The sequence below is a fragment of the Polaromonas potterensis genome (assembly GCF_033446725.1).
In the GTDB taxonomy this organism is placed as follows: domain Bacteria; phylum Pseudomonadota; class Gammaproteobacteria; order Burkholderiales; family Burkholderiaceae_C; genus Polaromonas.
Genome location: NZ_JAWQLX010000001.1, coordinates 617782 through 635567 on the forward strand (window position 1 = coordinate 617782; position 17786 = coordinate 635567).

General features: G+C 65.4%; 20 protein-coding genes. 7 read left to right on the forward strand and 13 right to left on the reverse strand.

The window, feature by feature from the left end:
* The first annotated feature begins 28 nt into the window (after positions 1-28).
* Positions 29-1195 carry an ABC transporter substrate-binding protein gene (locus R6254_RS02945; RefSeq protein WP_318404271.1) on the forward strand — a complete coding sequence of 389 codons (1167 nt, stop codon included), beginning with the start codon at positions 29-31 and terminating at the stop codon, positions 1193-1195.
* Between the two features lie 78 nt (positions 1196-1273).
* On the opposite strand, the gene R6254_RS02950 is transcribed toward R6254_RS02945, so the two are convergent.
* Complete coding sequence (locus R6254_RS02950) at positions 1274-2215, reverse strand: alpha/beta fold hydrolase (protein WP_318404273.1); 942 nt, start codon at positions 2213-2215, stop codon at positions 1274-1276.
* 13 nt (positions 2216-2228) lie between these two features.
* The gene (locus R6254_RS02955; protein WP_318404274.1) at positions 2229-2717 is read right to left on the reverse strand and encodes a nuclear transport factor 2 family protein; all 489 of its coding nucleotides are present in this window, start codon (positions 2715-2717) and stop codon (positions 2229-2231) included.
* A 197-nt stretch (positions 2718-2914) separates the two neighbouring features.
* On the opposite strand from R6254_RS02955, the gene R6254_RS02960 reads away from it, so the two are divergent.
* Both R6254_RS02960 and R6254_RS02965 read left to right on the forward strand, forming a co-directional pair.
* On the forward strand, positions 2915-3130 hold the full coding sequence (locus tag R6254_RS02960; protein WP_318404276.1) for a DUF3606 domain-containing protein: 216 nt from the start codon (positions 2915-2917) through the stop codon (positions 3128-3130).
* 133 nt (positions 3131-3263) lie between these two features.
* Positions 3264-4247, forward strand: coding sequence for an LLM class flavin-dependent oxidoreductase (locus R6254_RS02965; RefSeq protein WP_318404277.1), 984 nt, complete (start codon positions 3264-3266; stop codon positions 4245-4247).
* A 97-nt stretch (positions 4248-4344) separates the two neighbouring features.
* Here R6254_RS02965 and R6254_RS02970 read toward each other — a convergent pair whose 3' ends face one another.
* The 6 genes from R6254_RS02970 to R6254_RS02995 form a co-directional block, all read right to left on the reverse strand.
* Complete coding sequence (locus tag R6254_RS02970) at positions 4345-4746, reverse strand: FKBP-type peptidyl-prolyl cis-trans isomerase (RefSeq protein WP_412103092.1); 402 nt, start codon at positions 4744-4746, stop codon at positions 4345-4347.
* Positions 4747-4846: 100 nt separating this feature from the next.
* Entirely contained in the window at positions 4847-6094 is a 1248-nt protein-coding gene (locus R6254_RS02975; protein WP_318404280.1) for an MFS transporter, read from the reverse strand.
* Between the two features lie 13 nt (positions 6095-6107).
* Positions 6108-6614 (reverse strand): CinA family protein, encoded by a 507-nt coding sequence (locus tag R6254_RS02980; RefSeq protein WP_318404281.1) that lies wholly within the window; start codon positions 6612-6614, stop codon positions 6108-6110.
* Positions 6611-7144, reverse strand: coding sequence for a phosphatidylglycerophosphatase A family protein (locus R6254_RS02985; RefSeq protein ID WP_318404282.1), 534 nt, complete (start codon positions 7142-7144; stop codon positions 6611-6613). The genes R6254_RS02980 and R6254_RS02985 overlap by 4 nt, the downstream gene beginning before the upstream one ends.
* Before the next feature lie 142 nt (positions 7145-7286).
* Positions 7287-8195 (reverse strand): alpha/beta fold hydrolase, encoded by a 909-nt coding sequence (locus R6254_RS02990; RefSeq protein WP_318404283.1) that lies wholly within the window; start codon positions 8193-8195, stop codon positions 7287-7289.
* Between the two features lie 27 nt (positions 8196-8222).
* Positions 8223-9134: a LysR family transcriptional regulator gene (locus R6254_RS02995; protein ID WP_318404285.1), complete on the reverse strand. Its 912-nt coding sequence runs from the start codon at positions 9132-9134 to the stop codon at positions 8223-8225.
* Positions 9135-9240: 106 nt separating this feature from the next.
* Here R6254_RS02995 and R6254_RS03000 point away from each other — a divergent pair, with 106 nt between their 5' ends.
* Entirely contained in the window at positions 9241-10533 is a 1293-nt protein-coding gene (locus R6254_RS03000) for an SGNH/GDSL hydrolase family protein (RefSeq protein ID WP_318404286.1), read from the forward strand.
* On the opposite strand, the gene R6254_RS03005 is transcribed toward R6254_RS03000, so the two are convergent.
* The gene (locus R6254_RS03005; RefSeq protein ID WP_318404288.1) at positions 10530-11225 is read right to left on the reverse strand and encodes a helix-turn-helix transcriptional regulator; all 696 of its coding nucleotides are present in this window, start codon (positions 11223-11225) and stop codon (positions 10530-10532) included. The two genes, R6254_RS03000 and R6254_RS03005, sit on opposite strands and share 4 nt — an antisense overlap.
* Positions 11226-11328: 103 nt before the next feature.
* Between R6254_RS03005 and R6254_RS03010 the strand changes: the two genes are divergently transcribed.
* The 3 genes from R6254_RS03010 to R6254_RS03020 are packed head-to-tail and all read left to right on the forward strand — an operon-like array spanning position 11329 to position 13664.
* Positions 11329-12801, forward strand: a complete 1473-nt coding sequence (locus tag R6254_RS03010; protein WP_318404289.1) for an MFS transporter — start codon at positions 11329-11331, stop codon at positions 12799-12801.
* A 3-nt stretch (positions 12802-12804) separates the two neighbouring features.
* On the forward strand, positions 12805-13299 hold the full coding sequence (locus tag R6254_RS03015; protein WP_318404291.1) for a DUF2165 family protein: 495 nt from the start codon (positions 12805-12807) through the stop codon (positions 13297-13299).
* Complete coding sequence (locus R6254_RS03020; RefSeq protein WP_318404292.1) at positions 13296-13664, forward strand: tetratricopeptide repeat protein; 369 nt, start codon at positions 13296-13298, stop codon at positions 13662-13664. Before R6254_RS03015 ends, R6254_RS03020 begins: the two co-directional genes overlap by 4 nt.
* A gap of 51 nt (positions 13665-13715) precedes the next feature.
* Here the strand turns inward: R6254_RS03020 and R6254_RS03025 are convergent, their stop codons facing one another.
* From R6254_RS03025 to R6254_RS03040, 4 genes are all read right to left on the reverse strand, one after another.
* Positions 13716-14351, reverse strand: a complete 636-nt coding sequence (locus R6254_RS03025) for a glutathione S-transferase family protein (protein ID WP_318404293.1) — start codon at positions 14349-14351, stop codon at positions 13716-13718.
* Between the two features lie 107 nt (positions 14352-14458).
* Complete coding sequence (locus R6254_RS03030; protein WP_318404294.1) at positions 14459-15154, reverse strand: helix-turn-helix transcriptional regulator; 696 nt, start codon at positions 15152-15154, stop codon at positions 14459-14461.
* Between the two features lie 15 nt (positions 15155-15169).
* Positions 15170-16144, reverse strand: a complete 975-nt coding sequence (gene thiL / locus R6254_RS03035) for a thiamine-phosphate kinase (RefSeq protein WP_318404295.1) — start codon at positions 16142-16144, stop codon at positions 15170-15172.
* A 504-nt stretch (positions 16145-16648) separates the two neighbouring features.
* Positions 16649-17773: a YbdK family carboxylate-amine ligase gene (locus R6254_RS03040; RefSeq protein ID WP_318404360.1), complete on the reverse strand. Its 1125-nt coding sequence runs from the start codon at positions 17771-17773 to the stop codon at positions 16649-16651.
* Positions 17774-17786 lie beyond the last annotated feature (13 nt).

Sequence of the window (17786 nt, forward strand, 5' to 3'; positions counted from 1 at the left end):
TCGCAAGCTGATCACAAGGAGACATTTCATGAATTCGCACAAAGGTTTCAACCGTCTTTCCACGCTGGCTCTTGTGGCCGGCATGGCGCTGGGCACAAGTGCCATGGCGCAGGAGGTGGTCAAGATTGGTTATTCGGGCCCGCTCAGCGGTGGCGCCGCGCTCTACGGCAAAAACGTGCTCGACGGCATGACCATGGCCGCCGGCGAGATCAATGCCGCCGGCCTGGAAGTCAACGGCAAAAAATACAAAATCGAGATCGTGTCGCTGGACGACAAATACAACCCCAGCGAAACCGCCATCAATGCGCAGCGCCTGGTGCAGGAGCACAAGGCCGCGGTGATTCTGGTGCCGCATTCGGGCGGCATTTTTGCGTTGCAAACCACCAACGAAGCGCAGAAATATTTGCTGCTGGCCTACTCCAGCGTGCCTCAGATCACGGCCACCAACAACAAGCTGACCTTGCGGATTCCGCCGGAATACACCAGCTACATCCAGCCTTTTGTGAAACACGCGATGGGGAAATACGGCAAGAACCTGGGCATCGCGGATGGGGACCATGATTACGCCAAGGCCTGGAACGCGGCCTTCAAACCGGCCTGGATCGCCGCCGGCGGCAAGATCGTGGCGGACAACCCCATGTCTTACAACCGCGCGACCGACTTTTACAGCGGCGTGAGCCGCGTGTTGGCGGCCAAGCCCGACGTGATGTTTATTGGCGGTGCCTCGGAGCCCACAGGCCTGGTGGTCAAACAGGCGCGCGAGCTGGGTTTCAAGGGCGGCTTTGTCATCATCGACCAGGCCAAGATGGACGAGATCAGCAAGGTCAGCGGGGGTTATGCCTCGCTGGAAGGCGCCATCGGTGTGTTGCCGCTGGTGGACGACGGCGAACCGACGGCCAAGGCCTTTGTCGAGCGTTACCGCAAGCTGTTCCCGGGCCGTGACCCCAGCTCGGAAGTTTCGCTCAACTACACGGCCGTGCACGCCGCGGTCGAGGCCATGAAACTGGCCAAGACCACCAGCGATGCCACGGCCATCCGTGCGCAGCTCGACAAGGCCATGAAAACCCTGTCGCCGGCCCACAACCCCAACACCCTGACGGGTGTTGACAGCAAAGGCGGCAGCCTGGCCGATACCCGCGTGGCGGTGGTTGAAAACGGCAAGATCCGTGAGGTCAAGCTGAGCGCGATCAAATAAGCTGCGGCGCTGCGACTCAGAAAAAAAGCCAGGCGAATCGCCTGGCTTTTTTGATGGACCACCTCGCGTGGGGTGGGGTCAGGTCGCCGGAGGGCCTTCAGTCTCTTCCGCCGCAAAAAATTGTGCCAGCGCATGCGCGGTTTCGAGTGGCAACTCTTCCGGGATGAAATGTCCGGCCGGCAGGGACTGGCCGCTGACGATGCCGGCACACTGTGCCTGCCAGAGCGCCAGTGGGTTGAAGAGTTTGTGGACCACGCCGCGTTCGCCCCACAAGACCTGGGTGTCGCAGACAATTTTTTCACCCTGCGCCCGGCTGTCACGGTCGTGCACCAGGTCGATGCCGGCGCTGGCGCGGTAGTCCTCGCAGGCGGCGTGAATCGCCTCGGGCGTGCAAAAGCAGCGTTCGTATTCCAGCAGGGCTTCGGCCTCGATGTAGCTCAAGCCCTGGCTGCCCCAGCCGCCCAGTTTGGCGTGCAGGTAGGGCAGGGCATTGCCACCTATCATGGTCTCGGGCAGCGGGCTGGGCTGGATCAGGTGGAACCAGTGGTAATAAGCGGTGGCGAACTGCATGTCGGTGGCGTTGTACATGTCCAGCGTGGGCGCAATGTCGATCAGACACAGCTTGTGCACGCGCCCCGGGTGGTCCAGCGCCAGGCGGTGGGCCACCCGGCCGCCGCGGTCGTGGCCACAGACATAAAACCGGTCCCGGCCCAACATATCCATCACACTCAGCGCATCCTGCGCCATGTTGCGTTTGCTGTAGTTGCTGTGGTCGGGCAGGCCGGCCACCTTGGACGAATCGCCGTAACCGCGCAGATCCGGCAGGACGATGAAGTACCGCGCCTGTAGCGCCTGCACCACGCGGTGCCACATCACGTGGCTTTGCGGAAAACCGTGCAGCAGCAGCAAGGCCGGGCCTGCCACATTGCCGCCATATCGCGCGAAGATGGAGGTGCCGTTGACTTCGAAGTCGCGCGCTTCAAAACCTTCAAACCAGGCAGTGGGCAGGGTGGAGGCCATGGTCTGTGTCTGCCTAGTTTTTGCTGTTGAGGTATTTCTGCAGATTGGCTGCGGCCTGTGCCCGCACCTTGTTGCGCAGAAAGGGGGTCCAGCCCAGCAGCAGGCCGGGTGTACCCAGCGCCTGGCGCGACCAGGCCCAGAAGTCAAAACTGTCACGGTGGGTGGCAATCAGGCCATGCGGGGTGAAAGTGAATCGTCCATCGATGATGTTGTGCACCATGCGGCCGGTGGCGCTGAAGCGGTAGTCGGCCTCCCAATGCGCCTGGCCGCTGCTGGCATCGGCGCTGAGGCCGCTGTAGTCGAGCTTCCAGACATCACGGCCCTTGGCCTGGGTGGCGTCGCACAACATGTGCCACATGCCGGTGACCTGGCGGTGACCGCGCAGTGAAAAAACCTCGTCGTCAAACGTCGCATCGGCCGCATAACACTGCGCCATGGTGTCCGCGTCGAGGTTGGTGAAGGCGTTGTACAGCTTTTCCAGGGTGTGCTGGTTGGGGTGCATGCGAACTTTCGAACGTTGTACGAAGACGGGCCAGGGACGTGTTTGGGCTCGGGAAATAGTACACCTCCCGGGGGCACACGTGGTGGCGCATTTCCCGGCGATGGTGCCTTACGCGTTTTGTAGGCTGCTGCGCTTGGCGCCGTCATGGTCCGGGCGTATAAATCAGGGCTGGACGACTTATTTCACGGAGAGATGATATGAGGACCCAACCCCCGCATCGCGAGCCGGCGGACCGCCAGCGTGTCAACGTGCACGAACCCTGGGAAGAGATGTACTGGGGCGAAAAGCTGGGTTGCACCGCCCAGCAGTTGCGCGCGAGCGTCGATGCAGTCGGGGAGCGGGTGGTGGATATCAAGGCCTATCTGGCCAAAACCTTGCATAACCCTCACCCTGCGGTGCACAAGCTCCGTTGAAGCCCTTGCCCAAGCAGGGGCAGGACCGCCAGCCTGGCAATCGGCCGCCGCAATTGACTAGACTCTTTTTTCGCATCGTGCCGGCGCGCCAGTCGGGCATTGATAAAGTTTCAATCCGACCCATCTGCCCTGCATGATTCCTTTTTCCGTTCTGGACCTCTCCCCCATCGTCGAGGGCGGTGACGCCGCGCAGTCCCTGCGCAACACCCTCGATCTCGCGCAACATGCCGAACGCTGGGCTTACCAGCGTTACTGGCTGGCCGAGCACCACGGCATGGCCGGTATTGCCAGCGCCGCCACGGCGGTGGTGATCGCCCATGTGGCGGCCGGCACTTCCCGCATACGGGTCGGTGCCGGCGGCGTGATGTTGCCCAACCATTCACCACTGGTGATTGCCGAGCAGTTCGGCACGCTCGAATCCCTGTTCCCCGGCCGCATCGACCTGGGCCTGGGGCGGGCGCCGGGCTCGGATCAGGCCACGGCACGGGCCTTGCGGCGTGACCTCAACGCCGACCCGAACGAGTTTCCGCAGGATGTGGTGGAGCTGATGCATTATTTCGAACCGGTGGCCGAGGGCCAACGTGTGCGGGCCGTGCCAGGCGCCGGCCTGAAGGTGCCGGTCTGGATTCTGGGCTCCAGCCTGTTCGGCGCGCAACTGGCGGCCGAGTTGGGGCTGCCTTTTGCCTTTGCCTCGCACTTTGCGCCGGCGCAGATGATGCAGGCGATCGAGGTTTACCGCAGCCGCTTCAAGCCTTCGGCGCAACTGGCCACATCGCATGTGATGCTGGGCTTCAATGTGTTTGCCGCCGACACGGATGCGCAGGCGCACTTCCTGTCCTCGTCGATGCAGCAGGCGTTTGTCAACCTGCGCAGCGGCCGGCCTTCGCGTTTGCAGCCGCCGGTGGATGCATACGAAGAGCGGCTGACGCCGCCCGAACGCGCGATTCTGGAGCAGACTTTGTCGTGTTCAGCGATCGGTTCGCCCGAGACCGTGCGGCGCGGCCTGCAAGCCTTTGTAGACCGTACCGGCGCCGACGAGCTGATGATCACCTCGCAAATTTTTGATCACCAGGCGCGCCTGCGCTCTTACCAAATCACCGCCAGCCTGCAGGACTGAGGCTGGCGCTCAGCGCGCCGCGCGGGGCCGCCTCAAGCAAGCGCAGCTCCCTTGGGTAGAGAGCCAGATGCCCGCGAGCGAGCGTGTGGGCTTGAGGTTAGCGCGTGATAGCCAGCAGTTCGATTTCAAATTCCAGCGTCGCATTCGGCGGGATCGCGCCGCCGCCGCCGCCACGCGTGCCATAGGCAATCGCCGACGGGCAGGTAAGTTTGGCCTTGCCGCCCACCTTCATTTTTTGCACACCTTCGGTCCAGCAGGCGATCACGCGGTTCAGCGGAAATTCGGCCGGCGCATTGCGTGAGTACGAGCTGTCGAACTCCTTGCCGCCGGGGAAGGTGCCGCGGTAATGCACCTTGACGGTGTCGGTCGCGGCCGGGCTGGCACCGCTGCCTTCTTTCAGCGAGCGGTAGACCAGGCCGCTGGGGCTGACGCTGGCGCCGGCTTCTTTGGCAGCCAGTGCGGCCGCATCGGTTTGGGCCCAGGCGGCGGGCAAAAGCATAAGGGAACAAAGACTGGCGCAGAGCATGGAACGCATAAAAACTCCTGAGTTTGTTTTTTCGAAATGGTCATTGTGCCCGGCGCATGCGGCCGCTCCCTTGCTAGGGGACTTGCATGGCTGGCATAGCAGGTGCCGTTTTCAGCGTGCGGCGCAGCAAATACAGCACGATGGCAAAGTTCAGCAGGTTCCAGGCGATGCCGTTGAAAAAGGCGGCGTTGTAAGAACCGGTGACATCAAACACCTTGCCCGACATCCAGCCACCCAGCGCCATGCCCAGCATGGTGCACATGATCACGGTGCCGACACGGGCGCCGGCCTGGGCTGCGGGAAAGTGCTCGCGCACGATGATGGCGTAGCTGGGCACAATGCCGCCCTGGAACAGGCCGAACATCGCCGAGATCAGGTACAGCGACGCGAGGCCATCAAAAGGAATAAACAGCAGCAGCGCCACGGTTTGCAAGGCCGAACCCAGCAGCAGGGTGCGCAGGCCGCCTATGCGGTCGCAGATGGCGCCCGAGATCAGGCGGCTGACGATGCCGCAAGCCAGCATCAGCGACAACATTTCGGCGCCACGCGCCGCGCCGAAACCGAGGTCGCTGCAATACGCCACGATGTGTACCTGCGGCATGGCCATGGCCACGCAGCAGGACACGCCGGCCACACACAGCAACGCCTGCGCCTGTCCCACTGACAGGCCGAAGGGCCGGTCGCTGGCGACCACGCCGCCCAGGCGGGTCGAGGGTGCTTGCAGCGCCGGCGGACGTTGTCGCATCAGTTGCGCCAGGCCCAGCATCGCCAGGCTGCAAAAAACCGCCAAGCCCCAGTAGGTCTGGCGCCAGCCCACACTCTCGACAAAGTGCTGAATGATGGGCGGCCAGAGCGCGCCGCCCAGGTAGTTGCCGCTGGCACACACGGCCACCGCAATGCCGCGGCGGCGCGCAAACCACAGCGAGGTGTCGGCCAGCAGCGGTGAAAACGTGGCCGCGCTGCCGCACAGGCCGATCAACAGGCCATGCGCCAGCGCAAACAGCCAGATGTTGCTGGAGAGCGCCGCGCCGGCAAAACCCAGGCCCAGGCCTAACGCGCCCAGACGCAGCGGCAACGCCACACCAAAACGGTCGGCCAGCCGGCCCATGAACATGCCACCTATGCCGAAACCAATCATCAGCAAGGTGTAAGGCATGGAGGCGTCGGCGCGCGCCACACCAAAGTCGGCCTGCACCGCCGGCAGGACCACGGGCACCACGTACATGCCGCTGGCACCCACGGTCATCAGCGCCAGCGTGACCAGCAGGCGCCGCCAGGCCGCGCGGGAGTCGATGAGTTCGGCGGCGGCGTGATGCGGCATGAAAAGTGCGGCGTCAGCCCAGCAACTGCACCAGCCGCTGCAGCGCGTGGTGCAGGGTGGCCGCACGCACGGCGGCGCGGTCGCCGTCGAAATATTGGACCTCACTGCTCAGCCGGCCGTCCACCATGAAACCAAACCACACCGTGCCCACCGGTTTGGCGCGGCTACCGCCCGTGGGGCCGGCCACGCCGGTGACGGCCACGGCGACGCGGGCATGGGAATGGCTGACCGCGCCTTGCGCCATGGCGCGCGCCACCTCTTCGCTGACCGCGCCGTGGGCGGCAATCAGCGCTGCATCTACACCCAGCATCTCGGTCTTGGCTTCATTGGAGTAGCTGACAAGGCCACGCTCGAACCAGGTGCTGGAGCCGGCCAGGTCGGTGCAGGCGGCGGCGATCATGCCGCCGGTGCAACTTTCGGCGGTGGCCAGCAGCCAGCCCTTGTTGAGCATCAAATCGGCCACCAGTCCAACCAACACGGGTGTCACCAGCTCTGAATTTGATAGCGATGAGGTGCTCATAAGAAACGCCAGACGGCAATCACCAGCAGCGTGCAGGCCGCAGCCACCAGGTCGTCGAAGATGATGCCGAAGCCGCCGCGGGCATTGAAGCCTTTGAAGGCCTGGTCGGCCCAGGCCACCGGACCGGGTTTGACGGCGTCAAAAAACCGGAACAAGCCAAAGGCCACCAGTTGGCCCCAAAAACCAGCGGGGCTGATCAGCCAGAGCACCAGCCAGAAAGCCACCACCTCGTCCCAGACGATGTTGCCGGGGTCCAGCACCCGCATGTTTTTGGCCGTCACGGTGCAAGCCCACCAGCCGACCAGCAGCGAAGCGGCGATCACCAGCCCCATATGTGCGGCCGTCAGCCAGGGCGCCATCACCACAAAAGCCAGCCAGGCCCACAAGGTGCCGGCGGTGCCGGGCGCGATGGGACTCAGGCCGGAGCCAAAACCCAGCGCGATCAGGTGGGCAGGATGGGCCAACATGAAGCGGGCGCTGGGCCGCTGCGGGGAAGAGGGTGAATCGGGATGATCAGTCGGACGGGTCATGAAGTGAGGGGCGGGTGGCGCACGCCCTGATTATGGTCAGGCCCGGCGGCGGCGGCAATTGCTGGGGGAGCCCTGGATGGGCTGGCTTGACGTGGTTGTGAGAGAAATAGGCCTCTAGCCCAGTCAGGACGGGCGCAGCTAGCTATTTATTTGGTAGCGAGTCGGGCCGGCGGGTATCCAGCACGGCCAGCAGCGCGGCATCAAACGCCGGCGCCTGCTCGAACTGCACCCAGTGGCCGGCGTCTTCAATCCACTGCAGGCCCTGGAACTGCGGCGCGGCTTGCAGGGCCTGGGCCAGTACTTCCTGGCGCTGGCGATACAAGGCGTCTTCACGGCCGTAGATCGCAAACACCGGGCAGTGCACCCGGGTCAGGGCTTGCCCCAGCGCGTCGGTATAAGCCAGGCTGCGCCCTTTCATGCGGTCGCGCAAGGTGTTGTCGGTGTGGATGCGCAGCGCCAGCGCCGTGATGGCTTCGGGCCGGTACAACATCAGCGCGGCCAGGTTGTTGCGGTGAATGGCCTGTCGTTGCGCCGGGTCGCTGAGATGGCGCCAGGGCGTGAGTGTGATGGTGTTGCGCGACGCCACACCGAGACCGGGCGCGCCCACCAGCACCAGGCGCGCCACTCGCGCGGGAAATTGCGCGGCCAGAAAACCGGCGACCATGCCGCCAAAAGAAAACGCCACCAGGTCACAGGCCCGCTCACCCAGCAAAATCTGCAAGCCGGCCTCAACCGGTGCCGGCAAGGCGTCGGCGTCGGCGTCGGTTCCGGTGGTGGGTGGGGCCGAGTCGCCAAAACCCGGCAGGTCGGCCGCGTAGACCTCGCGGCCCGCACGCACCAGCGGCTCGATGTTGCGCAGCCAGTGGGTCCAACTGCCGCTGCCGCCGTGTAGCAGCACCACAGGCGGGTGCTCGGCCAAGGCCTGGGCGGGTTCCGGGCGCCAGACATGCCAGACCATGGCGCCGGCGCCGCAAGGGGTTTCAAGACGGGTGGCGCTGGCTTGCAGGCGCTGGAGTTCGGGCGGCAAATCGGTAAGGGAGGCTGAATTCATCGGAGTGTTATACCTCTGCTTGGCGCCTCAGGTCCGCACCGGCGTGAAGCCGGCGATCTGCGGCAGGCGTGTGGACAGGAAGTCGAGCAGGGCGCGTGTCCGGCCCGGCAGGTGGCGGCGCGACGGATACAGCAGGTAGGCACGCTGCACGGCGCCCTGGTAGCGCGGCAACACGCGCACCAACTGGCCGGTGCGAACCAGGTCTTCGACCAGCCAGGCTGGCGTCATGCCCACGCCGGCGCCGGCCAGCAGGCTTTCGCGGATGGCCATGGAGCTGTTGACGCGGTAGCGGCCGTCGACTTTCACCCTGACGTTGCCGCTGCCGTCCGTCAGCGTCACGTAGCCGGGTGTGGCCGCCCAGGCAAACTCCAGGTACTCATGGCCGGCCAGATCCTGAGGGCGCTTGATTGCCGCACATCCCTTCAGATAGGCGGGCGCGCAGCTCAGGTAGCGGTCAGAAGCGGCGACTTCGCGGGCGACCACGTTCAGCGGAAGTGTGTCGCTTTGCCGCAAGGCCACGTCGATGCCCTCTTCGGCCAGATCGACCAGGCGGTCATTGAGAATCATCTCGACACGGATCTCGGGGTGGTGCTGGAGAAACTCCAGCATCAGGGCATTGAGCCGCAACTCGCCAAGCGCCAGCGGTGCGTTGAAACGCAGGGTGCCGGAAGGCCGCGCCACGGTTTCGCGCGCTTCTGCAAGTGCTTCTTCATAGTCTTCGAGGATGCGCTGCGCGCGCTCATAGAAGCGCCGGCCTTCTTCCGTGGCTTCCAGGCCTTTGGCGCTGCGCACGAACAGGCGGGCCCCCACATCCCGCTCAAGGGCGGCCACCACCTTGCTCACATTCGGCTGGGTGCTGTCCAACGCGCGGGCCACGGCGGACAGGCTGCCGAGATCGACGGCGCGCACAAAGACACGCATGGCTTTCAAGGCATCCATGGGATTCCAATTTTGAATGGCATGTATGCAATTTTAGGTCGTTCCATTCTTGTACGGAAGAACCTATGGTTCAGTCATGCCATCCGCATTCAACCTGGAGAAACCCATGACCTTCAAGCAAACCCTGGCCGTTCTGGCCACGTCCCTCGCACTGAGCGCCGCGCCGGCACTGGCCGCTGACCCCGATGCGGGCCATTGGGTCCCCAGCTGGCATGCCAGCCAGCAGCCGCTCTGGAGCGGCGACTTCATCCTGCCCGTCAACATGCCCTTCAATCTGTCGGACCAGACGCTGCGCCAAGTGGCGCGGGTCAGCATCGGGGGGGCGCGGGCCCGGGTGGTGCTCAGCAACGAATACGGCAAGCAGGCCATGACGGTTGGCGCGGCGAGCCTGGCGCTGGCCGGATCGCATCAGCAAGTCGAACCGGCTTCGAGCCGGCCGCTGACCTTCAACGGTCGCGCCGACGTGCGTATTCCGCCGGGCGGCCAGGTCATCAGCGACCCGGTCGCGCTGCCACTGGCACCACTGGCCCTGGTGTCGGTTTCGCTTTACCTGCCTCAGCCGACGGCGTTTTCGACCTTTCACTGGGACGCGAGGCAGAAGACCTATATTGGCGCCGGCAACGTGGTCGCCGCCCGGGACTTTGCGCCGGTCGGGGTGCTTACCAGCCGCGCCATAGTCAGCAGCATCCTGGTCGACTCCCCGCAAAACGCAGGCGTGGTGGTGGCCTTCGGCGACTCCATCACGGACGGCAATGGCTCGACCATGGATGCCAACCGGCGCTGGCCGGATTTCCTGGCCGAGCGCCTGGCCCCATCCCGGGTGGCGGTGCTCAACGCCGGAATTTCAGGCGCCCGTGTGTTGAAGGACGGCATGGGCAGCAATGCCTCGGCGCGCTTGGCGCGCGACGTGCTGGCGCAACCCGGCATCCGGACGGTGGTTGTGCTGCTGGGCATCAACGACATCGGCTGGCCGGGCAGTGCGTTTGAACCCGACGCGCCGGCCGTGCAGGCGGCGCAAGTCATCGACGGTTATCGCCAGTTGATTGCCAGGGCCAGGGCGCAAGGTATTCGTATCGTGGGTGCGACCCTGCCGCCGTTTGAAGGCGCCTTGCAAGGCACACCGCTGGGGGGGCATTTCACGCCCGCGAAGGACGGGGAACGCCGGGCCATCAATGCATGGATACGCAGCAGCGGCGCGTTCGATGCCGTTGCCGACTTCGACGCGGTGCTGCGTGATCCGCAGCACCCTGAGCGCCTGTTGCCGGCCTGGGACTCCGGCGACCACCTGCATCCGGGCGATGCCGGCTACCAGGCCATGGCCGTGGCATTGGACGATGCGCTCCTTTTTGGGGAAAGCGCTGTAGCCGGCGTGGCCTCGGACCGTGGCCTGGTTCGCTAAGGCTTTTCCGGCCGGGGCGGGCGCTCGGCGTGTGGGCCGTGTGCGGCGACCCCGGCAACCGGTGTGATGCGGTAAACGCAGCGGCGCGCGCCGGCGATCAGGTGTTCTTCGCGACGCAAGGCGCCGCCTGGACCCGCCACCTCGCGAAAAATGGCCAGCTCGGAGCGGCAAAAACCCTGGCAGCTTTCAGCCGCGACGCAGATCGGGCAGTGGTCTTCGACCAGCAACCAGTCGCCGCCGTCGCGCTCCAGCCGCGCCATATAACCTTCCTCGTCGCGCAACGCGGCCAGCTTGCGCAGGCGCGGCTCTAACTCGGTCAAGTCCTCGCAGGCCTGCAGGTAGGCGCTGCGGGAGGTGTTCTCGCGCTGGGCAATCAGCCGCTCCAGGCCGGCCTCGCCAAAAACCTCGCGCACCGTGGTGATCAGCGAACGTGTGAGCTCGGCATGGCGATCCGGAAAATGCATGTGGCCGGCGGCCGTCAAGACCCAGGCCTGGCCGGGACGGCCGGCACCTGCGTGAACGGCTGGTGCCTCGGCCGTGCCGCGCGCCAGGCCGGCCTCGAGCAGCTTGTTCACCTGCTGACGTGCGCCTTCCGTGCTGGTTTGCAGGGCGGTGGCGAGTTCGGCCGTGGAGGTGGCGCCGCGGCTTTTCAGCAGCAGCAGAATGCGGTCGGCGGTGGAGCGGGGCGTCATATTAAGCAAGAGTTTACTTGTCTAATTGGGGTGCGTCGAGTATTATCCAAGTAATTACTTTTGTATTTGGTTGCTTCAGGCGGCCAGCCCTTGATTGCACCCCATGACCCAGCTTTCCACCACCGTTCCCGCCGACTCGGCCGGCCTGCCCCCAGCGCAGGTCGCTGCCACCGCCTCCTGGGGTGAACTGATGTCGGGCCGCAATGCCTGGCGGGCGGTGGCGGTCACCGGCGGCGTGGCGCTGCATGCCATCAATGTGCACATCGTGACCACGGTGTTGCCTTCGGTGGTGCAGGACATAGGCGGCGTCGCCTGGTATGCCTGGAACACCACCTTGTTTGTCGTGGCGTCCATCCTGGGTGCCACCTTGTCGGCGCGCCTGCTGCAGGGACTGGGGCCGCGCCGCGGTTACCTGGCGGCGCTGACCTTGTTTGTGCTGGGCAGCATAGGGTGCGCGCTGGCGCCCAACATGGCCTGGATGCTGGCCGGGCGCACGGTGCAGGGCCTGGGCGGTGGGGTGTTGGCGGCCTTCAGTTATGCGCTGATTCGCTACATGTTCGAGGCCAGGCTGTGGCCACGCGCGGTGGCGCTGGTGTCCGGCATGTGGGGTGTGGCGACACTATGCGGGCCGGCCGTGGGCGGTGTGTTTGCGCAGCTGGGCCATTGGCGCTGGGCCTTCTGGGCGCTGCTGCCCGTGGCGCTGGTGCAGGCGTTGATTGTGTCTGCGCAACTGCCGGCACATGCCGCTGAGCCCGACGACAGGCGCCATGTGCCGCCTACGGCCTTGCCGCTGGCGCAGATCGTTTTATTGATCACTTCCGCGCTGTGTATTGCGATGGCCAGCCTGTTCAGCACGCCGCTGGCGCAGGTGGCGGTGGTCGTCCTTGGGCTGGCGCTGGGTTGGGCGGTGACGCGGGTGGACCGGCATGCCAGCGTGCGGCTGCTGCCCACCGGAGCTTACGCGCTGTTCACGCCGCTGGGCGCGATTTATGCCAGCGTGGCACTGCTGCTGATAGGCACGACCACCGAGATTTTTGTGCCCTATTTTCTGCAACATTTGCACGGTTTTTCACCGCTGGCAGCGGGTTATTTGACGGCCGCCATGGCCGGCGGCTGGAGTGCGGCTTCGCTGCTGTCTTCGGGTCGCAGCGGCGCCGGGGCCGAGCGCATGTTGCGGCTGGGGCCGGTGGTGGGCACGCTGTCTTTGGCCGCGCTGGCGCTGCTCATGCCGGTGGCGCGTATGGAGCCTGTGCTGCAGACGATTTGCATGGCGCTGGCGCTGGCGGGTGCGGGTTTCGGCGTGGGTGCCGGCTGGCCGCACCTGCTGACACGTGTGCTGTCGCTGGCCCGGCCTGGCGAGGAAAACCTGGCCTCCACCTCGATCACGACGGTGCAGCTTTACGGCATGGCGGTGGGTGCGGCGGTGGCGGGGCTGGTGGTCAACGCGGCCGGCCTGACGCAGCCGGGCGGCAATGTCGGGGCGCAATCGGCCGCCGTCTGGCTGTTTGCCAGTTTTGCCCTGGCGCCGGCGCTGGCGGCGTTGCTGGCGCGCCGCATTGTTGCCGTGCGGGGCTGAGCCATGGACACACAGGCCAGTATCCAACTCTTCCTGCTCGTGCATGCGGTCGGGCTGGCGCTCTGGAGCAGTGTGGCGGCGCTGAACAATGTCCATGATTTTCGGGGCGCCGCGGCTGCGGTTGGGCGCACCTTGTCGATGGCGCCGCTGGACGAGGCCCCCAAGGTGCCCACCCCCTTGCGCCGCCGCGCCATTTCCTCGGCAGGCCTGCACCGCTTGGCCTTGCTGATGGTGCTGGCCCTGCAAGGGGTCGCCGCCGTTTGCCTGTGGACCGGCTGCGCGGCTCTGCTGGTCTATGGCACGCGGGAGGCGGCGCTGCCCTGGCTCAATTTGGGTCTGGGCGCCTTGTCGGCCGCGGTGCTGGCGATGACGCTGGGCGGCATGGCCGTGGCGTACTGGATCCGGCAGGAAACGCTGCAACTCACACACCTGGTCCTGCTCTTGTGGTTTCTGGCGGCATTCGCCGTGTTCAACCTGGCCTGGACCGGGGGCGCATGACTGCCGAACGCGGCGCCGACCCGGCGGCGCTGGAGCGTTTGCTGGCCGCTGGTCGTGATGGCGCCTTGTTGCGCATGGGTCTGGCGCTGGCCTACCACCGGCGCGAGGACCACGCGGCTGCGCGCAGGCATGTTGAACAGGCGCTGGTTTTTGATCCGGATTTTGCGGCGGCGGGTCGTTTGCTGGGCCTGATTGCACTGGCTTGCGGCGACACGGTGGGGGCTGAAGCCGCGTTTGCCGACGCACTGGCGGTGGCGCAGCGGCGTGGGGATTACCAACTGGCCAAGGAGTTGACGGTGCGGCTGCGACGGCTGCAGACGCAGCCGCCCCCTGGCGAATCCTCCTCCGGGGGCCTGGTCGATTAAGCCGTGGCGCGGCCGGCTGGCTGCACCAACTGATCAAGCTGATCAAGCTGATCAGCGCGGGCCCGGCTGCTTGGCCAACAAGGCGTCGTCGATGGCGCTGGCGCGCAGGCAGGCGTCCCGCTGGACGATGGGCAGGGTATACCGCTCGAAGGCGGGGCGCTTGTCTATGCCGCCGAATTGCATGCCCCAGTGCAGGAAGGCTGCAACATACAGGTCGGCGGCCGTGAAATGGTCGCCGCACAGATAGGGCCCACGCGAGACGGCGGTTTCCAGGGTGCTCAGCACATCCGCGTAAGTGCCGTAGCCGGCTTGCATGGCTTTGTCCGGGGGCGCGAGCAGGTTCATCGTTTTGGCCGTGGTCGCGGCCTCCGCGGGGCCCGCGGCAAAAAACAGCCAGCGGTAATAACTGCCGCGCGCTGCGCTGCCGACGGCCGGCGCGAGTTGCTTCTCGGGAAACAGGTCTGCCAGGTAGGCGCAGATGGCGGCGTTTTCGGTCACGACGGTAGCGCCATGCTGCAGCGCGGGTACCTTGCCCATGGGGTTGATGGCCAGGTAGTCGGGGGCTTTCATGCTGGTGCCGTAATCCAGCAGCACGCTGTCGTAGCGCACGCCGCATTCTTCCAGCATCCAGCGTGCAACGCGGCCGCGGGACATGGGGTGGGTGTAGAGGGTCAGGGCGGGTGCCATGGTGCGTCCTTTCGGGGTGAGTGATGAAGCTGTCAGCGTAAAGCGCCCTGCTGCCAGGAATTGTCAGCAGTGTGTAGCGGGTCTGTTCGCTGGCCGCGCGCCCGAGCTCAGTCCAGCTCCGCTGCATGACCCGTTTGTTCGCGCCAGCGTTTCATCAGGGCATGGCGCCGCGCGGGATAAGCTTCGCCGGTGGTGATGAGTGTGGCCACGCGGTCGGCCCGAAAGTGGCGGAAATCCTGCCGCAACTCGCACCAGGCGGCCAACATGCGTGACGCCTGAAAAAAAGCCATGACAAACGGCCACACCGTACGCTGGCTGAGCTGGCCGTTGGCGTCGCGGTAGCCGAGCAGGATTTTTTGTTCGGTGCGTATCGCCAGGCGCAGCGCGGGCAGCCAGGGTTCGGGCGGCACCCTGCGCTCAGGTGGGGGCACCAGCAGGCCGCTGGTTTCCACGGCCAGGCGCAAATGCGTGGGCAAGGTGGCGCTGATGCGGCCTAAGGCCTGGCGCGCGGCCTGGGCCAGTTCGGGGTCGGCCTGCAGCGCCACCCAGCGTGCGCCCAGTACCAGCGCCTCGATCTCATCTTCACCGAACATCAAGGGTGGCAGCACAAAGCCAGGACGCAACTGGTAACCCACGCCGGCTTCGCCGTCGATGCGGGCGCCTTGCTCGCGCAAGCTGGCGACATCGCGGTACACGGTGCGGCGGCTGACGCGTAGCTGCGTGGCCAGCCGATCGGCACTGACGGGATGGCGGTGGCCGCGCAGTGCTTCCAGCAATTGCAAGAGGCGGACCGCGCGGCTCATGGCTGGCGCTACGTTTCAGGCGAAGTGGTCGAATGAACGGAAGCTGTGCGTCACAGGCCGGCCGTCACCATCGGTCAGGCGCAGGCCTGGCGCCGCCTCTATCTGGCCGATACGTGTGACAGGCGTGGCCGACTGCTGCGCGGCCGCGCGCACGGCCTCGCGCGCCGACACCGGTGCGGTGAATGCCAGTTCATAGTCGTCGCCGCCTGCCAACACGCAGTCCAGCTGCGTTTCCAAGGAAATAAGGCCTGTAGCCCAGGCAGGATGAGCGCAAGCAGCTATCAAATGAATAGCGATCGAGGTGTCGATGCAAGCCCCCACGCCGGAGGCCTTGAGGATGTGACCGAGGTCACCGAGCAGGCCGTCGCTGACGTCGATGGCCGCGCTGGCCACGCCGCGCAAGGCCAGACCTAATGCCACACGGGGTGTTGGTTGTTCCAGGCGTGTTTTGGCCGGCGCCTGCAGGGCGCCGGGCAGCGGGCTGTTGTTGCGCCGCGCGTCCAGCGCCAGCCGCGCATCGCCCAAGTTGCCGCTGACATAAATATCGTCGCCGCTGCGTGCGCCTGAGCGAAGCAAGGCCTGGCCGGCCGGGACTTCGCCGAACACCGTGATACAGATGTTGAGCGGGCCTTGGGTGGTGTCGCCGCCAACGAGTTCGCAGCCGTGGGTGTCGGCCAGCGCGAACAGGCCGCGTGAAAACGCCGCCAGCCAAGTCTCATCGGCACGCGGTAACGCCAGCGCGAGGGTGAAGGCGAGTGGCTTGGCACCACAGGCCGCCAGGTCGCTCAGGTTGACGGCCAGGGCCTTGTGGCCCAAGGTGCTTGGATCGACGTCGGCAAAAAAGTGCCGGCCTTCGACCAGCATGTCGCTGGAAATGGCCAGCTGCATGCCGGCGGCCGGCTGCAACAACGCGCAGTCGTCGCCTATGCCCAGCACGGCGCGGGGCGTGGGGCGTGTGAAGTAGCGTTTGATCAGGTCGAATTCACCCATGGGGTGAGCATAACGGGTGGCGGGTGGGAAGTGGTTTCGTCTGGGGTTGCGTGGTTTGCCTGCTGGCCGGGACTCGCCCCGGCGGGCGACTTACTTTTCTTTGCTTCGCCAAAGAAACCTAAGGAAAAGAAAGGCGACCCGACTGTCCGGGTCCCTACGCTTCGCTGCGGGCAAGCTGCGGTGCTCGCCAAAAGCGGGGTCTCGCTCGAACTCGGCTTCGCCTCAGACAATCGCGAGCCCTGATCCGCTTTTGGCTGTGCTCCTCGGCCCGGTCAAACGGGTTGGGGGGCGAAACCGGGTACGGGATGAGGGGAGATGAAGGCGCGGCTGCGCGTCTTCATCGGAGTCAAGAGACCGCCGCTCATGCACGCGCTTGCAACACACCTGGCCAAATGAAGTCCCCCTCCATCGCCCAGCGGGGCGAGGGAGGGGTTAGGGGTGGGAGTGGGGAGTCAGTCCCACTGTCCATTGCAAGCCACCAGCGCCGCGTGATGCCGGCAAGGCCTAAACCGGCAAACCCCGAAACTTCAGCGCGGCCTGGCGAATGACTTCGGCCAGCAGGCGTTCTTGCGTTTGTCGTTCGCGCAACCAGCGCGCATCGTTGTTGGACAACTCGACACTGCTGCGCAGCAAATGGATGCCGCTGCTGGCGCCCAGCGGGCCGGCGTGGGGGCCGAGTTTGTCCATGGTCATGAGGATGTGGTCGCGCAGCGCCATGTGTTCGCCGGTGGCCGGGTCGACGTAGACCGCCTCCAGCCCGAAGCGGCAGGCCTGGAAGCGGTTGTAGGTGTAGACCAGGTAATCGTCTTCGGTCGGCATGAAGGGCTGGTCGTTCATGAACCAGGCCGCCAGCGACTGCACGTAGGCGGCCAGCGCCGAGGCGCGGCCTATGGTCAGCGGCGTGTCGAAGACGCGGATTTCGATGGTGCCGAACTCCGGCTTGGGCCGGATGTCCCAGTAAAAATCCTTCATGCTTTTGACCACGCCGGTGCGTGTCATCTTGTCGAAGTAGACCGTGAACTCGTCCCAGGTCAGGGCCAGCGGCGCACGCCCCGACAAGGGGAAGGCAAACACCGAATTGAGCCGCGCCGAGTCGAAGGCGGTGTCCTGGCCCTGCACATAGGGGCTGGATGCGGACAGTGCGATGAAGTGCGGGATGTAGCGCGACATGCGGTGCAGGGTCAGCAGTGCGGTGTCGGCATCGGGGCAGCCCACATGCACATGCTGGCCGAAAATCGTGAACTGTTTGGACAGGTAACCATACAGTTCGCCGAGTTCGCGAAAACGCGGCTTGTCGTAAATGCGGCGTTCGTGCCATTGCTGAAACGGGTGGGTGCCGCCGCCGACCACGGCGATGTTGAGCTTGTCGGCGCTTTTGACCAGCGCATCGCGGATTTGCGTGAGCTGGCCCAGTACCTCGGAGGAGGACTGGCAGACGCCGGTCGAAATTTCGATCATGCTGGACGTCATCTCGGGCACCACGCTGCCGGGCAGCGGCGTCTTGTGCATCAGGCGCAACATGTCTTCGGCGTAGGGCGCCAGATCGTAGTCGTGGGTGTTGACGAGTTGCAACTCCAGCTCGACACCCAGCGACAGGGCTTCGGATTTCTGGAAGGGCTCCAGCCCCAGGGGCGCCGGCTGA

Coding starts and splice junctions, on each gene's coding strand:
- R6254_RS02995 (WP_318404285.1), bottom strand. CDS start 9,134: ATGGATGCCTTGAAAGCCATGCGTGTCTTTGTGCGCGCCGTCGATCTC.
- R6254_RS02945 (WP_318404271.1), top strand. CDS start 29: ATGAATTCGCACAAAGGTTTCAACCGTCTTTCCACGCTGGCTCTTGTG.
- R6254_RS03000 (WP_318404286.1), top strand. CDS start 9,241: ATGACCTTCAAGCAAACCCTGGCCGTTCTGGCCACGTCCCTCGCACTG.
- R6254_RS02965 (WP_318404277.1), top strand. CDS start 3,264: ATGATTCCTTTTTCCGTTCTGGACCTCTCCCCCATCGTCGAGGGCGGT.
- R6254_RS02990 (WP_318404283.1), bottom strand. CDS start 8,195: ATGAATTCAGCCTCCCTTACCGATTTGCCGCCCGAACTCCAGCGCCTG.
- R6254_RS02975 (WP_318404280.1), bottom strand. CDS start 6,094: ATGCCGCATCACGCCGCCGCCGAACTCATCGACTCCCGCGCGGCCTGG.
- thiL (WP_318404295.1), bottom strand. CDS start 16,144: ATGGGTGAATTCGACCTGATCAAACGCTACTTCACACGCCCCACGCCC.
- R6254_RS03020 (WP_318404292.1), top strand. CDS start 13,296: ATGACTGCCGAACGCGGCGCCGACCCGGCGGCGCTGGAGCGTTTGCTG.
- R6254_RS03030 (WP_318404294.1), bottom strand. CDS start 15,154: ATGAGCCGCGCGGTCCGCCTCTTGCAATTGCTGGAAGCACTGCGCGGC.
- R6254_RS03010 (WP_318404289.1), top strand. CDS start 11,329: ATGACCCAGCTTTCCACCACCGTTCCCGCCGACTCGGCCGGCCTGCCC.
- R6254_RS02970 (WP_412103092.1), bottom strand. CDS start 4,746: ATGCTTTTGCCCGCCGCCTGGGCCCAAACCGATGCGGCCGCACTGGCT.
- R6254_RS02950 (WP_318404273.1), bottom strand. CDS start 2,215: ATGGCCTCCACCCTGCCCACTGCCTGGTTTGAAGGTTTTGAAGCGCGC.
- R6254_RS02960 (WP_318404276.1), top strand. CDS start 2,915: ATGAGGACCCAACCCCCGCATCGCGAGCCGGCGGACCGCCAGCGTGTC.
- R6254_RS02985 (WP_318404282.1), bottom strand. CDS start 7,144: ATGACCCGTCCGACTGATCATCCCGATTCACCCTCTTCCCCGCAGCGG.
- R6254_RS03005 (WP_318404288.1), bottom strand. CDS start 11,225: ATGACGCCCCGCTCCACCGCCGACCGCATTCTGCTGCTGCTGAAAAGC.
- R6254_RS02955 (WP_318404274.1), bottom strand. CDS start 2,717: ATGCACCCCAACCAGCACACCCTGGAAAAGCTGTACAACGCCTTCACC.
- R6254_RS03025 (WP_318404293.1), bottom strand. CDS start 14,351: ATGGCACCCGCCCTGACCCTCTACACCCACCCCATGTCCCGCGGCCGC.
- R6254_RS03015 (WP_318404291.1), top strand. CDS start 12,805: ATGGACACACAGGCCAGTATCCAACTCTTCCTGCTCGTGCATGCGGTC.
- R6254_RS02980 (WP_318404281.1), bottom strand. CDS start 6,614: ATGAGCACCTCATCGCTATCAAATTCAGAGCTGGTGACACCCGTGTTG.